The sequence below is a fragment of the Serratia sp. MYb239 genome (genome assembly GCF_002966855.1).
Lineage (GTDB): Bacteria > Pseudomonadota > Gammaproteobacteria > Enterobacterales > Enterobacteriaceae > Serratia_B > Serratia_B rhizosphaerae.
On the sequence record NZ_CP023268.1, the window covers coordinates 1,685,365 to 1,701,031 of the forward strand.

The 15,667-nt window shown below is 55.6% G+C and carries 12 protein-coding genes; 4 read left to right on the plus strand and 8 right to left on the minus strand.

Features of this window, described 5'->3' with window-relative positions; all coding sequences use genetic code 11:
* Window positions 1-34: 34 nt before the first annotated feature.
* From ldtD to CLM71_RS07990, 3 genes are all read left to right on the plus strand, one after another.
* A complete protein-coding gene (gene ldtD, locus CLM71_RS07980; RefSeq protein ID WP_105230534.1) occupies window positions 35-1,846 on the plus strand; it encodes a L,D-transpeptidase in 1,812 nt (603 codons plus the stop codon).
* 185 nt (window positions 1,847-2,031) lie between these two features.
* Window positions 2,032-2,580, plus strand: coding sequence for a YcbK family protein (locus tag CLM71_RS07985; RefSeq protein WP_105230535.1), 549 nt, complete (start codon window positions 2,032-2,034; stop codon window positions 2,578-2,580).
* A 65-nt stretch (window positions 2,581-2,645) separates the two neighbouring features.
* On the plus strand, window positions 2,646-3,293 hold the full coding sequence (locus CLM71_RS07990) for an MBL fold metallo-hydrolase (RefSeq protein WP_105230536.1): 648 nt from the start codon (window positions 2,646-2,648) through the stop codon (window positions 3,291-3,293).
* 78 nt (window positions 3,294-3,371) lie between these two features.
* Here CLM71_RS07990 and CLM71_RS07995 read toward each other — a convergent pair whose 3' ends face one another.
* The 6 genes from CLM71_RS07995 to CLM71_RS08015 all read right to left on the minus strand — a co-directional run bounded on the left by CLM71_RS07995 (window position 3,372) and on the right by CLM71_RS08015 (window position 10,978).
* Window positions 3,372-4,562: an amino acid aminotransferase gene (locus CLM71_RS07995; protein WP_105230537.1), complete on the minus strand. Its 1,191-nt coding sequence runs from the start codon at window positions 4,560-4,562 to the stop codon at window positions 3,372-3,374.
* A 246-nt stretch (window positions 4,563-4,808) separates the two neighbouring features.
* Complete coding sequence (gene ompF / locus CLM71_RS08000) at window positions 4,809-5,909, minus strand: porin OmpF (RefSeq protein ID WP_277871614.1); 1,101 nt, start codon at window positions 5,907-5,909, stop codon at window positions 4,809-4,811.
* A gap of 302 nt (window positions 5,910-6,211) precedes the next feature.
* Window positions 6,212-7,612: an asparagine--tRNA ligase gene (asnS, locus tag CLM71_RS08005; protein WP_105230538.1), complete on the minus strand. Its 1,401-nt coding sequence runs from the start codon at window positions 7,610-7,612 to the stop codon at window positions 6,212-6,214.
* A 203-nt stretch (window positions 7,613-7,815) separates the two neighbouring features.
* Complete coding sequence (gene pncB, locus CLM71_RS08010; protein ID WP_105230539.1) at window positions 7,816-9,021, minus strand: nicotinate phosphoribosyltransferase; 1,206 nt, start codon at window positions 9,019-9,021, stop codon at window positions 7,816-7,818.
* Window positions 9,022-9,277: 256 nt separating this feature from the next.
* Complete coding sequence (locus CLM71_RS24440) at window positions 9,278-9,709, minus strand: GGDEF domain-containing protein (protein ID WP_370447001.1); 432 nt, start codon at window positions 9,707-9,709, stop codon at window positions 9,278-9,280.
* Window positions 9,710-9,712: 3 nt separating this feature from the next.
* Window positions 9,713-10,978, minus strand: a complete 1,266-nt coding sequence (locus tag CLM71_RS08015) for a GGDEF domain-containing protein (protein WP_370446978.1) — start codon at window positions 10,976-10,978, stop codon at window positions 9,713-9,715.
* A gap of 423 nt (window positions 10,979-11,401) precedes the next feature.
* On the opposite strand from CLM71_RS08015, the gene pepN reads away from it, so the two are divergent.
* Window positions 11,402-14,017 (plus strand): aminopeptidase N, encoded by a 2,616-nt coding sequence (gene pepN, locus CLM71_RS08020; protein WP_105230540.1) that lies wholly within the window; start codon window positions 11,402-11,404, stop codon window positions 14,015-14,017.
* Window positions 14,018-14,094: 77 nt separating this feature from the next.
* Here the strand turns inward: pepN and ssuB are convergent, their stop codons facing one another.
* Both ssuB and ssuC read right to left on the minus strand, forming a co-directional pair.
* Window positions 14,095-14,868, minus strand: coding sequence for an aliphatic sulfonates ABC transporter ATP-binding protein (gene ssuB, locus CLM71_RS08025; RefSeq protein ID WP_105230541.1), 774 nt, complete (start codon window positions 14,866-14,868; stop codon window positions 14,095-14,097).
* Window positions 14,868-15,659, minus strand: a complete 792-nt coding sequence (gene ssuC, locus CLM71_RS08030) for an aliphatic sulfonate ABC transporter permease SsuC (RefSeq protein ID WP_105230542.1) — start codon at window positions 15,657-15,659, stop codon at window positions 14,868-14,870. Before ssuC ends, ssuB begins: the two co-directional genes overlap by 1 nt.
* Window positions 15,660-15,667 lie beyond the last annotated feature (8 nt).

A 15,667-nucleotide genomic window follows, 5' to 3' on the forward strand; every position in this document is an offset into this window, starting at 1 on the left:
ATCATATTTTTTGTGAGCAGAGAGGGGGCAAGGGATGTTGCTTAAAGAAAGTAACAGGGTACGACGTTTGGCGCTGAGCTGCGCTATCGCATGTAGTTTTGCCGCGTCACTACCCGCATGGGCAACTACGCCCGGATTGTCCGCGGGTTCCTCCGCCACGACAGTGGCGCAAAGCCGTGCAGAGCTGATGTCGGCGCTGCCGCGCGGCGTTACGCCGCACTACCTTGCCGCGCTGGCCCCGCTGTATGCGGCCAACCAGATGCAACCGATGTGGCAGGATCGTGAAACGGTGCAGCAGTTCCAGCAGCAGCTGGCCGAGCTGGCGATTTCCGGTATTCAGCCGCAGTTTAATCAATGGGTGAAACAGCTGACCGACCCGGCGATTAGCGACATGGGGCGTGACATTGTGTTGTCGGATGCGATGCTTGGCTATTTGCAGTTTGTCTCTTCCATCAGCGCCAACGGCAATCAATGGCTGTACAGCAATATTCCTTATAAGCTGGCCACGCCGCCGGCAACCGTGATTAACCAGTGGCAGCTGGCGGTGCGCCAGAGCAAAACGCTGCCTTATATTGAATCACTGGCGCCGCAGCATCCGCAATACGCGAAGATGCATCAGGCGCTACGTGACCTGCTGACCGACAGCCGTCCTTGGCCGCATCTGGCCAGCGGCCCGACGCTGCGTCCGGGGCAAACCAGCAGCGACATCCCCGCGCTGCGTGAAATTCTGCAGCGCACCGGCATGTTGTCCGCAAGCGCTGGCAACATGCCGCAGAGTCAGGAGCCGGCAATGGTGAATAGCACCGCGCCGGTGGTGGATGATGACCAGTCGGTTGATGAAGAAAAGCTGCGCGAGAACCGTGCTGCGGTGGTGAGTCCATCATCGGCGTCGGTGAGCTCGGATGAAGGCGGCATGCTGCAGTCCGCCGCCAGCGGCGACAGCCTGTACAGCGACGAGCTGGTTGAAGGCGTCAAACGCTTCCAGAAATGGCAGGGGCTGAGTGCGGATGGTCTGATCGGGGTGCGCACGCGTGAATGGCTGAACGTGTCGCCGCAAACCCGTGCCGCATTGCTGGCGCTGAATATTCAGCGTTTGCGTATTCTGCCGGGGCGGGTGAACAACGGTATTATGGTGAATATTCCCAACTACTCGCTGGTTTATTATCGTGATGGGAGTGAAGTGCTTTCGTCGCGGGTAATCGTCGGCCGTCCAAGTCGTAAAACGCCATTGATGAGCAGCGCGCTGAATAACGTGGTGGTTAACCCGCCGTGGAATGTGCCGACGACGCTGGTGCGTGAAGATATTGTGCCGAAGGCGATGCGTGATATTAATTACTTCCAGAAACACGGCTATACGCTGTTGTCCGGCTGGAGCAATGATGCGCAGGTGATTGATCCGTCAACGATTGACTGGAGTTCGATCTCCGCCCGTAATTTCCCGTATCGTATTCGTCAGGCGCCGGGTGCCACTAACTCGCTGGGCCGTTTTAAATTTAATATGCCAAGTTCGGATGCTATTTATCTGCATGACACGCCGAATCACAGCCTGTTTAAAAAAGATATTCGTGCGCTCAGTTCCGGCTGCGTACGGGTAAATAAAGCCTCGGTGTTAGCCAATATGTTGTTGCAGGATGCCGGTTGGAACGATAGCCGTGTTTCTTCCACCCTGAAGCAGGGCAATACCACTTTCGTTAATGTACGAGGGCGTATTCCGGTTAAATTGTATTATTTAACGGCGTGGGTTGCCGATGACGGACAGCCACAATTCCGTACAGATATTTACAATTACGATAATACTGTGCGATCGAGCGCACAAATTTTGTCCCAGGCAGAAAAATTGCTGTAATAAATGCAGTAATTTTAACTAAGTAACGGTCTGAATATTCGAACCTGATACAGGCACTCGCTGTCAGAGTGCCTGTAAGCCGCGCCGCATCATGGGTTGACTCAGGCGGCGTGGGCGGTTAAGGTTCAGGCAGTGCGCTTTTTTGTGCATATTTTTTTGATATTCTTGCCGGGTCTGATAGAAACATGGACAAAATTGATCTTCACCGCCGTAAATGGCTGGCGTTGGGTGGCGCCGCGATGGGCATGGCTTTACTTCCGGGTCAAGCATTTGCCAGCCTTTCTACTTCTCGCCCTCGTATTCTTGTAGTAAATAACCTGCATACAGGCGAATCACTTAAAGCCGAATTCTTCGATGGTAAAAATTATAATAAAGAAGAATTGGTGCGCTTAAATCACTTGTTCCGCGATTTCCGTGCGAATAAAGTTAAATCGATCGATCCGCAGTTGTTTGATCATCTTTATCGTCTGCAGGGGATGCTGGGCACCACTAAACCGGTACAGCTGATTTCCGGTTACCGTTCCCTGGGGACGAACAACGAACTGCGTGCGCGCAGTCGTGGCGTTGCCAAACATAGCTACCACACCAAAGGCCAGGCGATGGATTTCCATATCGAAGGCATTCAGCTGAGCAACATCCGCAAGGCGGCGTTAAAAATGCGTGCGGGTGGCGTAGGCTATTATCCGCGTAGCAATTTCGTTCACATCGATACCGGGCCGGTGCGTACCTGGTAATCGCTGTGCCTCTGGATTGAGAGAGCGCCGGCCGCAAGGTCCGGCGCCGTTGTCGTTGGAGCTTTATGAAATACCAAATTATCCCTGTCACGGCGTTTAGCCAAAATTGTACGCTGATCTGGTGTGAGCATACGGGGCAGGCCGCGCTGGTGGATCCCGGCGGCGAAGCGGAAAAGCTGAAGGCGGTGGTGCGGGATGCCGGCGTGCAGCTGACGAAGATTTTATTGACGCACGGACATCTCGATCATGTCGGTGCGGCGGCGGAGCTGGCGGAACATTATCAGGTGCCGATTATCGGGCCGGATAAAGAGGATGCGTTCTGGCTCGACGGCCTGCCGGCGCAAAGCCGGATGTTCGGGCTGGAAGAGTGCGCGCCGTTAACGCCGACCCAGTGGCTGGCCGAAGGCGACAGCGTGCAGCTGGGCGATATGACGCTGGATGTGCTGCACTGCCCGGGACATACGCCGGGGCACATTGTGTTTATCAATGATAAGGCGCGGCTGGCGTTGGTCGGCGACGTATTATTCAACGGTGGCGTGGGGCGCAGCGATTTCCCACGCGGCGACCATCAGGCGCTGATTGCCTCTATCCGCAATAAACTGTTGCCGCTGGGGGATGATATGGACTTTATTCCGGGGCATGGGCCGATGTCGACCTTCGGCCATGAACGGCAGACCAATCCGTTTTTGCGTGAGCAGCCAGAGGCGTGGTAATAAGCCGTATTTTCCGGCGTGAATAACAGTAAAAGGGGCGCAGAGCGCCCCTTTGTTACATCTGATGCTTATTATGGCTTACAGCACGGCGACGATGGCTTCGCACAGCGGCGCCATATTATCCGGCGTCATGCCTGCGACGTTAACGCGGCCGGAGTTCACCGCATAAACGCCGAACTCTTCGCGCAGGCGCAGTACCTGATCTTTGGTCAGGCCGCTGAACGAGAACATGCCGTTTTGATTAATGATAAAGCTGAAGTCCTGCTGAGCGCCTTTTTCCTGCAGGGTATTCACGAACAGCTGACGCATGCGGTGGATACGCTGACGCATATCGGCCAGCTCTTGCTCCCAGATGGCGCGTAGCGCGTCGTTGCTCAGGATGGTGGCAACGATCGCCGCGCCGTGTGATGGTGGGTTGGAGTAGTTGGCGCGGATTGCCGCTTTAACCTGACTGAAGGCGCGATCGGCGGTTTCAGCATCGGCGGCGACGATGGTGCAGGCGCCGACACGTTCATTGTACAGGCCGAAGTTTTTCGAGTAGGAGCTGGCGACAATCAGCTCTTTATGTTTGGCGGCAAAGATACGCAGACCCTGCGCGTCTTCTTCCAGACCTTTGGCAAAGCCCTGGTAGGCGAAATCAAACAGCGGCAGCCAGCCTTTGCTTACCGACAGCTCAGCCAACTGGCTCCACTGCTCCGGCGTTGGGTCGATGCCGGTCGGGTTGTGGCAGCAGCCGTGGAACACGATCACATCGCCGGCCTGCGCCTGTTGCAGGCTGTTCAGCAATCCGTCGAAGTCCAGCGCGTGGTTGGCGGCGTCATAGTAGTTGTATTCCAACACTTCCAGACCGGCAGCGGAGAAGACGTTCTTATGGTTTGGCCAGCTTGGGTTGCTGACCCACACGCGTTTAGCGTCGGTTTGATTGGCGATAAAGTCGGCCGCTACGCGCAGGGCACCGGTACCACCAGGCGTTTGCGCGGTGCGTGCACGCTTGTCGGTAATGATAGGGCTGTTTTTGCCGAACAGCAGCTCTTGTGTGCAGCTGGCAAACGCAGGGATCCCCTCAATGCCGAGGTAGTTTTTGGTGGTCTCATTTTCCAGCAGGTATTGCTCCGCTTTTTTCACACTGGTCAGCACCGGCGTTTTGCCGGTTTCGTCTTTATAGACGCCGATACCCAGGTTGATTTTGTTCGGACGGGCGTCCGCGCGGAAAATGTCGGTCAGACCCAGAATCGGATCGGCAGGTGCTGCAGCGATTTTTTCAAACATGTCAGATGCTTCCATAGCTTAGCGTTAAGCGGATAGAGGCATCAGGGTAGCGCCAGTCGTGCGCTTTGCCAACCGTTTGCGAGAAAAACACCTCGAACTTGTGAGGAAGGCAGATTCAGCACGAAAAATGACGGTAAAGGGGCGGCAGGCAGCATAAAAAGTTGTCGGCGGCGGAAAAAGAAAAACAGGGCCGAAGCCCTGTTTTTAACTTTGCCGGAGGTTGATGGCCGGCAGGCGGAACAACAATTAGAACTGGTAAACCAGACCAACGGCAACGATGTCGTCGGTGTTCAGGCCCAGTGGGTTGTTGTCGTTCAGCTGGTTGATTTTGTAATCAACGTAGGTGGACATGTTTTTGTTGAAGTAGTAAGTCGCACCAACATCAACGTATTTGATCAGGTCAGCATCGCCGATGCCTTCGATGTCCTTGCCTTTAGACTGCACGTAGGCGATGGACGGACGCAGACCGAAGTCGAACTGGTACTGAGCAACCAGCTCGAGGTTTTGCGCTTTGTTGGCAAAACCGGTGAAGCCACGGTGCGAGCTGCCGACTTTGTCATTTTCAATATAAGTCGCGTTACGGGTTTCACCGTACATTGCCGCCAGGTAGACGTTGTTGGCGTCATACTTCATCGCCGCTGCCCACTGCTCGGCGCGGCCTTCGCCACGGCCATAGGTGGCATTGGTTTGTTTGTCGGTACGGTCAGAAGACGCGTATGCAGCAGAGAAGCCTACGCCAACCGGCAGTTCGTAAGTGGTGGAGATACCCCAGCCGTCGCCGTTGGAACGTTTGATATCATCATTACGCTCGTTTTTGCCCTGGTACTGCAGGCCGAAGTTCAGGCCGTCAACCAGACCAAAGAAGTCGTTGTTACGGTAAGTCAGCAGACCGGTAGAACGGCCAACCATAAAGTTGTCGCTGCCGGCAGAGTCGCCGCCGAATTCAGGCAGCATATCGGTCCAACCCATTGGGTCGTAAACGATGCCGTAGTTACGGCCGTAGTCCAGGGAGCCGTACTCGGCGAATTTCAGACCGGCAAAGCCCAGACGGGTTTTGTTGCCGTTTTGCGCGTCGCTGCCGCCTTCGCTGTTGTTGGCTTGAATGTTGTATTCCCACTGGCCGTAGCCGGTCAGTTGGTCATTGATTTGGGTTTCACCTTTGAAGCCGAAACGAACGTAAGACTGGTCGCCATCATCGCTTTTGCTATCAGAGAAGTAGTGCAGGCCGTTAACTTTACCGTACAGATCCAGCTTGTTACCGTCTTTATTATAGATTTCCGCTGCGTTTGCTGCACCAGCAGCCAGCAGCGCAGGAATTACCACTGCAAGAATGTTGCGCTTCATCATTATTACCCTCATTGGTGTTATTCGGACACCTTTGCCACTGCCGCCAATAATTCTTTAGGGAACTATTGTTGATAGATTGGTGTCGTCCTGTGTCTGAAGGCAGTGTTCCATTCAGCGCAGGGTTAATCTAGGGTTAAGATGCTACTAATGTCTTAAAAACGTTTCCAAAAGAAAATATATGTAACTAAATATTAATGAAATGGAACTTTGTGAGCTGCGTCAAGAATAAAAAATGCGAAAGGCCAGCAGAGCTGGCCTTTGTTTTGTAACAAAATGGTAGTGAATTTGTTTAGCGTTGCTAATTAAAAGCTTGCGTTACGTGGGGTACGCGGGAACGGAATCACATCACGCACGTTTTGCACACCGGTCACATAGGCGATTAAACGCTCAAATCCCAAACCGAAGCCGGAGTGCGGCACGGTGCCGTAACGACGCAGGTCGCGGTACCACCAGTAGTCTTCTTTATTCAGCCCCATTTCAGCCAGGCGCTGATCCAGCACGTCCAGACGCTCTTCACGCTGGGAACCACCGATAATTTCGCCGATGCCCGGTGCCAGTACGTCCATGGCGGCGACGGTTTTGCCATCGTCGTTCATGCGCATATAGAACGCCTTGATATCCTTCGGATAGTTCTTGACGACCACCGGTGCCTTGAAGTGTTTCTCCGCCAGATAGCGCTCATGCTCGGAAGACAGATCGATACCCCAGGATACCGGGTTTTCGAAGGTCTGACCGGAGGCCAGCAGGATATCGATGGCGTCGGTATAGTCCACCTGAGCGAAATCAGAAGATACAAATCGTTTCAGACGTTCAACGGCGTCTTTGTCTACGCGCTCGGCAAAGAACTGCATGTCGTCGGCGCGCTCGTCCAAGACCGCCTGGAAGACATATTTCAGCATGCATTCGGCCAGCGCTGCGGAATCATCCAGCGTTGCGAAGGCGACTTCCGGCTCAATCATCCAGAACTCCGCCAGGTGACGGCTGGTGTTGGAGTTTTCTGCACGGAATGTCGGACCAAAGGTGTAAACTTTCGATAACGCACAGGCGTAAGTTTCACCGTTCAACTGCCCGGAAACGGTCAGGAACGCTTCTTTACCGAAGAAATCTTCGCTGAAATCGACCGCGCCTTTATCGTCGCGCGGCAGGTTTTCCAGATCCAGCGTGGACACGCGGAACATTTCACCGGCGCCTTCAGTATCGGATGCGGTGATCAGTGGGGTAGAGACCCAGAAATAACCGTTTTCATGGAAGAAGCGGTGGATCGCCTGCGCCAACGTATGGCGTACGCGCGCCACGGCGCCGATCAGGTTGGTGCGCGGGCGCAGGTGCGCCACGTCACGCAGATATTCGATGCTGTGACGTTTGGCGGCCATCGGATAGGTATCCGGATCGTCGACCCAGCCGACCACCTTGATTTCAGTCGCCTGCAGCTCAAAGCTCTGGCCTTCGCCAGGCGAGGCGACAACTTTGCCGGTCACTTCAACCGAGCAGCCGGTGGTCAGGTGCAGCACTTCATCCTGATAATTCGGCAGAGAATTATTAACGACGGCCTGTAACGGATTAAAGCAGGAGCCGTCATAAACGGCGAGGAAGGAGATACCGGCTTTAGAATCTCTTCGGGTACGCACCCAGCCGCGCACGGTGACTTCACTGTCAACCGCAGCACGCCCTTGCAGCACGTCGCATACAGGCACTACGCTCATAAATTTCTCTCTTAAATTGATTTGATAAAGAAATAGCTTACAACCCAAGACAATGGGGGTCTTGCTATGTTACTTGCCGCAGTGCAGAGCACAAGTAGAAATCGCCAGATTGGCGCAACATTTCTGTCTTGTCGTGGCGGATAGGGGCGGGAAGGGTAATAAAGAAGAGAAAGCCGGCTGAAAACTCACCCGGCTTAATACTGTTAACTGGCCTTTTTCACCAGCGGCAGGTCAAAGGCCTTGCGCAATGCTTTAACAAACGCCTGATCCTGACAGATGGTTTTTCCCGGGCTGTCGGAGAGTTTCGCCACCGGTTTGCCCTTGCACTCCACCAGTTTGATCACGATATTCAGCGGTTTGACGCCGGGAATATCGCAGGTCAGGCGCGTACCGATGCCAAATACCAGATTAATGCGGCGATCGAAGCGGCGGTAAAGCGCCAGCGCTTTCTCCAGATCGAGATTATCGGAGAACACCAGCGTCTTGCTCATCGGGTCGATGTCCAGCTTCTGGTAGTGGGCGATGGCTTTCTCGCCCCATTCGAACGGATCGCCCGAATCATGGCGCAGCCCTTGATAGCGCTCGGCAAACTGCGGCCCGAAGTCACGCAGGAAAGCGTCCATGGTGATGCAGTCGGTCAGGGCAATGCCGAGCCGATCCGGATATTCGTCCAGCCAGGCCTGCAGGGCAGCGCGCTGGCTGTTGGCCAGCACCGGACTTATTTGCTGATGCGCCTGAAACCATTCATGCGCCTGGGTACCTACCGGCGCCAGCCCCAGTTGGTGAGCCAGACCGTAGTTGCTGGTGCCGACCAGATAAGGGAATTCCTGCTGCAGCGTGCTGACGATCGCCTGCTGTACCGGCTGTGAGAAGCGGCGACGGGTGCCGAAGTCCATCAGTTTGAAGCGAGAAATATCAATATCCTGCGTCATTTGCTGGAACTGTGTCAGTTTGCTGCGCAGTTGCGCGACCGCCATCGCAGGCGTGACCTCCGGCGAGCGGTGGCGGTGCACCACTTCGCTGATTACCGCCAGCAGCGGCACTTCCCACATAATCACTTCGCGCCACGGCCCGGCAATGCGGATCTGCAGTTTGCCATCCCGGTTGTCGATAGTGACCTGCTGCGGATCGTAACGGAAATCGCGCAGCCAGTTAAGGTAATCCTGTCGGAAGAAAGGCAGACCGGAGAGATACTGATATTCCGCCTCGGTCAGCGCCAATTGCTCCATCAGCGCAACCTGCGCACGGATTTCGTCGGCGTACTCGCCCAGCAGTTCGTCGCCACGGCAGCGGAATTCTGCCGCGACATCGATCGCGGGATAGCGATGGAATACTGCCTGTTGCATATGAAGCTTATAAGCATCGGTATCAAGCAGTGATGTCAAAATCGGGGAAGCGTATTGAGTCATAGCGCGTTACAGCATCCTCGTCAGGGCGCGTCTCCAAATCCGGATAATCATAAAAGATGGAGGAGTATACCCGGATTATCCTGTTATTGAAGCGCCATCACACCATAAATCAGGGGAACGGGTCGAGGATTAAACGTGCGCTTATGCGCCGGTGTGTCGCAGTGGTGAAAAGAAAAGGCGGATAAACCAATAAAAGTGAATCACTTAGTCTAATTAGCGATAAAAATTATAAGGTTAATTATTTTAAACAACGCTTTTACCGGCAGCCCGAACCGGTGTTGATCGCCACTCGATCCTTGCCGTTTTTCTTACAAAAGTAGAGCGCCTCATCGGCCAGTTTTATTGCGCTTTGCAGTTGATGCGGGGACGCGACTGCGGCGATGCCGCAGCTGATGGTAAAGCGGACGGGCTGCCCGTCGGGCACCGGCAGCCGCAGCCGCTGAACCCTATGGCGCAGCTTCTCCAGCACCGCTCTGGCGTCCGGCAGCGCACAATGGTGCAGCAGGATGGCGAACTCCTCACCGCCGTAGCGACAGAAGATATCTTCGGCGCGGAAGGCGTGGCGCATCAGATCGGCAAAGGCCACCAGCGCCAGGTCACCGATGTTGTGGCCGTAGGTGTCGTTAAGGGCTTTGAAGTTATCGATGTCGATCAGGCAAAAGGCCAGCGGATAGCCGGCGGCGGGCAGCTGTTAGGCTTCACGAAAGAAGCGGCGACGGTTGTAAATGTTAGTGAGCGGGTCGAGATAGGAGGAGGACTCCAGCTCTTTAATCAGCGCGTGTTTCTCCTGCTCCAGACGCACCTTTTCCAAATGATATTGCTTGAGCTGATTGATGGCATCAGTGATGGCGATCAGCTCCTGGCTGTAAAACACTTCCGGCGCATCAATCGCCATGTTGCCTTGCGAAAGATGCTGGATATTGCCTTGCGTTTTAGTCAGCCAGCGGCTGATGTTGGAACAGAAAATCAGGGTCGGCATCAGCAGAAACAGGGCGAGCAGCCCGGCAAAGGCGATCAGGCCGTTAATTGCCGTCTGGCTCTGATACATTTTTTTGCGGCATTTCTCGATTTCCAGATCAAAGCTGCGCTGGAAGAACTGCTGAGACAGCCGGTCCAGCTCTTTGACGTAGGCGTAAATGCGTGTGGCATCGAGCTCTTTGCCATGGGCCATCGACGCATAGAGCTCGCCGGCCAGGCCGTTGGTCTGCTGTGGAGAAAGATTTTCCAGCAGTTGGTTGATAATACGGCTGACCTGCGGGTCGCTATAGACCATTTCCATAAACAGCAGGCGTGAACTCAGCACGTTCAGTACGCCGGTCAGCTGGATGGTTTTCAGGTAGGATTCTTTGTCATTCAGTCCGTTGAGTTTGATATCAACAAGTTGATCGATGATCTCGGTCAGGGTGATATTAAGCTGGTTGTTCAGGCGTATGGACTCAAGGAATAAAAAAGCATCGGCATTCAGGATGCGGCTTTCATAGGTATAGCTGTAATAATCCATGCTGGACTGAGTAATGTAATAAGCGCTGTTGATATTGAATAAATTACGAATTTGATTATTCATCGGCGCTAATTGCTGCGTGTCGTTATTCAACATTTTTTCCAGCAGATTCAGCATTGAGCGGATGTCGATTTTTTGCTGGGTTGTTAATTGTTGTCGGGCGTCAGAGTCGGCATAGCGGCGTATCTGCTGGATTTTGTTACGCGTTTGCCGTTCGGTTTCCTGCCAGAGCGCAGGTTCCAGCGCCGGGTTAACCAGACTCAGGCGTTTTATCCTATGCAGCCGCAGACTATTTTGAAATGCTCCGGAAACGTCTTCTGAGTGCTGAGTCTTACTCAGGTTCCAGGCGCTGTCATTATATTGCTCTTTGGCCTCTGACCACTCATCGCAAATTGAAATGGTGAACGAGGCGGTTAATAGAAAAGTAAAAAAATAAATAAGATATTTAACTTTCATAACAACCGTGCGTCCTCGTGCCTGGAGTCAGAATGATACCACCGCCGTGGCGCATGTGTTTAATCATCTTAATCATCGGGATCGGAAAATAATACCGATAAACAATCAGGCGGCGTGGTTTATACAATGATTGCCTGCCCGCCGGCGGATTTACCTGAACGAATGGCTGCGCATGGTGAGATTATTAGCATAACGTGCTGTTTTTGTCTTTGCGTGCCGTCAGACTGGCCAACAGCCGCTGACAGAGGATGATCCGCTGCGCATTTCTCTCGTCCGGAGGTGGTGGTCTCTGGGTTTTTTCCGTGGCTGTGATACAGTTTATTTACAATCCGGGCCGCGGCTACGCTGGGCGCTAGCGCGCCGTGCCGAGCAGGCGAATCGCGGTCCGTTATCCGTTACTCACTGAGACGTCAAAGGGTTTGTATGACACAACAGCCACAGGCGAAGTATCGCCATGATTATCGCGCGCCGGATTACACCATCACCGACATTGATTTGGATTTTGATCTGCACGCCGACACCACGCGCGTCACCGCCGTCAGCAAAGTGAAACGTCAGGGCGCTGCTGGCGCACCGCTGGTGCTGGACGGTGAAGATGTGACGCTGGTGAGTCTGCAAATTGACGGGCAACCCTGGGAGGCGTATCGCCTACAGGACAACCAGCTACTCATTGATGGTTTGCCAGAACAATTTACTATTACCATCGTTAACGATATTCACCCGGCGCAGAACAGCGCGCTGGAAGGTCTGTATCTGTCCGGCGAGGCGCTGTGCACCCAGTGCGAGGCGGAAGGGTTCCGTCACATTACCTACTATCTGGATCGTCCGGACGTGCTGGCGCGCTTCACCACCCGCATCACGGCGGATAAGCAGCGTTATCCGTTCCTGCTGTCCAACGGCAACCGCATCGGCGAAGGCGAACTGGACGATGGTCGCCACTGGGTACACTGGCAGGATCCGTTCCCGAAACCCTGCTATCTGTTTGCACTGGTCGCCGGCGATTTCGACGTGCTGCGCGACAGCTTCGTGACCCGTTCAGGGCGTGAGGTGGCGCTGGAACTGTTTGTCGATCGCGGCAATCTTGACCGCGCCGACTGGGCGATGACCTCGCTGAAGAACTCGATGAAATGGGACGAGACCCGTTTCGGCCTGGAGTACGACCTCGACATCTATATGATCGTCGCGGTGGACTTCTTCAATATGGGCGCAATGGAAAATAAAGGGTTAAACGTCTTTAACTCCAAATACGTGCTGGCGAAAGCGGAAACCGCGACCGATAAGGATTACCTGAATATTGAAGCGGTGATCGGGCATGAGTATTTCCATAACTGGACCGGCAACCGCGTTACCTGTCGCGACTGGTTCCAGCTCAGCCTGAAAGAGGGCCTTACGGTATTCCGCGATCAGGAGTTTAGTTCGGATCTGGGGTCGCGGGCGGTCAATCGTATCGATAATGTGCGCGTAATGCGCGGCGCGCAGTTTGCGGAAGACGCCAGCCCGATGGCGCACGCGATTCGTCCGGACAAAGTGATCGAGATGAACAACTTCTATACCCTGACGGTGTATGAGAAGGGCTCTGAAGTGATCCGCATGATGCACACGCTGCTGGGTGAGGAGAACTTCCAGAAGGGGATTCAGCTCTATTTTGAACGTCACGACGGCAGCGCGGCGACCTGTGACGATTTCGTGCAGGCGATGGAAGATGCTTCCAATGTCGATTTGTCCCTGTTCCGCCGTTGGTACAGCCAGTCCGGCACGCCATTGTTGACGGTGCGTGATGATTACGACGCCGAGCAGCAGCAGTACCGTCTGCAGGTCAGCCAGCATACCGCACCGACCGCCGATCAGCCGCAGAAGCAGCCGTTGCATATTCCGCTGGATATTGAGCTGTACGATCCTGAAGGCAACGTGATTGCGCTGCAGAAGGATGGCCTGCCGGTTAATAACGTGCTGAACGTGACCGAGGCGGAGCAGACCTTTATTTTTGACGGCGTTGAGCAGCGTCCGGTACCGTCGCTGCTGCGCGAATTCTCCGCGCCGGTGAAGCTGGACTATCCGTACAGCGACGGGCAACTGACCTTCCTGATGCAGCATGCACGCAACGACTTCGCACGTTGGGATGCGGCGCAAAGCCTGCTGGCGACCTACATCAAACTGAATGTGGCCAAACATCAGCAGCAACAGCCGTTGTCGCTGCCGTTGCACGTGGTGGATGCGTTCCGGGCGGTATTGCTGGATGAGAAACTGGATCCGGCGCTGGCCGCACAGATCCTGACGCTGCCGACGGAAAATGAGATGGCTGAGCTGTTCAGCGAAATCGATCCGGATGCGATCGCTGCGGTGCATGAAGCGATCACCCGCTGCCTGGCGCAGGAGATGGCCGACGAGTGGCTGGCGGTATACCATGCCAATAAAACCGACGGCTATCGCGTTGAGCATGGTGATATCGCCAAACGTGCGCTGCGCAATACCTGCCTGCACTATCTGGCCTTTGGCGATGTGCAGCAGGCCGATAAGCTGGTGGCTGCGCAGTTCCGCCAGGCGGATAATATGACCGACTCGCTGGCGGCACTGGCGGCGGCGATGGGCGCACAGTTGCCTTGCCGCGACGCGCTGATGACGGCGTTCGACGAACGCTGGCACCAGGATGGTCTGGTGATGGATAAGTGGTTTGTCCTTCAGGCCACCAGCCCGGCGGCTGACGTGCTGAGCACGGTGCGCGGCTTGCTGCAGCACCGTTCGTTCAGCCTGAGCAACCCGAACCGCACCCGTTCGCTGGTGGGAGCGTTTGCCTCGGCGAACCCGTCGGCGTTCCATGCGCCTGACGGCAGTGGCTACCAGTTCCTGGTGGAAATCCTCAGCGATCTCAACACGCGCAACCCGCAGGTGGCGGCGCGTCTGATTGAACCGTTGATCCGTCTGAAGCGTTATGACGCCGGCCGTCAGGCGCTGATGCGTAAAGCGCTGGAACAGCTGAAAGGGCTGGAAAACCTGTCCGGCGATCTGTTTGAGAAGATTAGCAAGGCGTTAGATGCCTAATTTGTCGGGCTGTGGTTGCCCGGTATGATAGAAACGCCCGATGTGACCATCGGGCGTTTTTTTTAGCGGCAGGAAAATCAGTTCGCTGCCCGGCGCGCCGGTTCCGCAGCGGTTGCCGGCGACAGCACCCGTTCAAGAATCTGTGCCTCCAATTCGGCCAGCCTGGCCGAGCCTTTGCGGCGCGGTCGCGGCAGATCGATCGCCATATCCAGGCCGATGCGCCCTTGCTCAATCAGGATCACGCGGTCCGCCAGGGCAATGGCCTCGCTGACGTCGTGGGTGACCAGCAACACCGTAAAGCCATGCTGTTGCCACAGATTTTCAATCAGCCCCTGCATGTCGATACGCGTCAGTGCATCCAGCGCGCCCAGCGGCTCGTCCAGCAACAGCAGACGCGGCCGGTGGATCAGCGCACGGGCCAGGGCGACCCGCTGTTTCTGGCCGCCAGAGAGTGCCGCCGGCCACTCGTCGGCCCGTTCCGCCAGGCCGACCGCCGTCAGCGCCTGCAGCGCCGCATTGCGCCAGTCGCCGCGCAGACCGAGGCCGACGTTATCAATGACCTTTTTCCACGGCAGCAGACGTGCATCCTGAAACATCAGCCGGGTATCCTCTTTAACGCTGCTTAACGGCGCGCTGCCGCTGAGCAATGCGCCGCTGCTGGCGTTTTCCAGCCCGGCCAGCAGACGCAGCAGGGTGCTTTTACCGCAGCCGCTGCGGCCGACCACGGCGACGAACTGGCCGGCGCTAATGCGCAGCTGCAGATTATCCAGCACCGTGCGGTTGCCGTAACGTTTAGCGATGGACTCCAGGGTGACGGGAGTCCCCTGAGGAATTCGGGTTGGCGTCGTCATCATGCATCCCCTTGTTTCAGTTGATAAGACGGGTGCCAGCGCAGCCACAGGCGCTCAAGCCACTGTGCGCTGACGTCCGCCAGTTTGCCGAGCAGGGCGTAGAGCACGATGGCCACCACCACAATGTCGGTTTGCAGAAATTCGCGTGCGTTCATCGCCAGATAGCCGATGCCGGAATTGGCCGAAATGGTTTCGGCGACGATCAGCGTCAGCCACATCAGCCCCAGCGCAAAACGCACGCCGACCATGATGGAAGGCAGCGCGCCGGGCAGCACCACCTGGGTAAACAGGCGGAAGCCGCTCAGGCCATAGCTGCGCGCCATCTCCAACAGGCCGCGGTCGATATTCTTGATGCCGTGATAGGTGTTGAGATAAATCGGGAACAGGGTGCCGAGAGCCACCAGAAAAATCTTGGCCGATTCATCAATGCCGAACCACAGGATCACAAGCGGGATCAGCGCCAGATGCGGAATGTTGCGCAGCATTTGCACCGAACTGTCCAGCAGGCGTTCGCCCCAGCGGGACAGGCCGCTGATCATGCCCAGCAGTAAGCCAAGGCTGCCGCCGATGCTAAAACCGATCAGCGCACGCCAGCTGCTGATGGTGAGGTGCTGCCAGAGCTCACCGTTTTGCGTCAGCGTCCAGAACGCCGTCGCCACGGCGCTGGGTGCCGGTAAAATGCGGTTGGAAAGCCAGCCGGCTTCGACGGCGATCTGCCAGAAAACCAGCAGGGCGATCGGCAGGACCCAGGGTGCCAGACGGTGCAGCAGACGTTGTGTGCGATGGCTCATAGCATGCT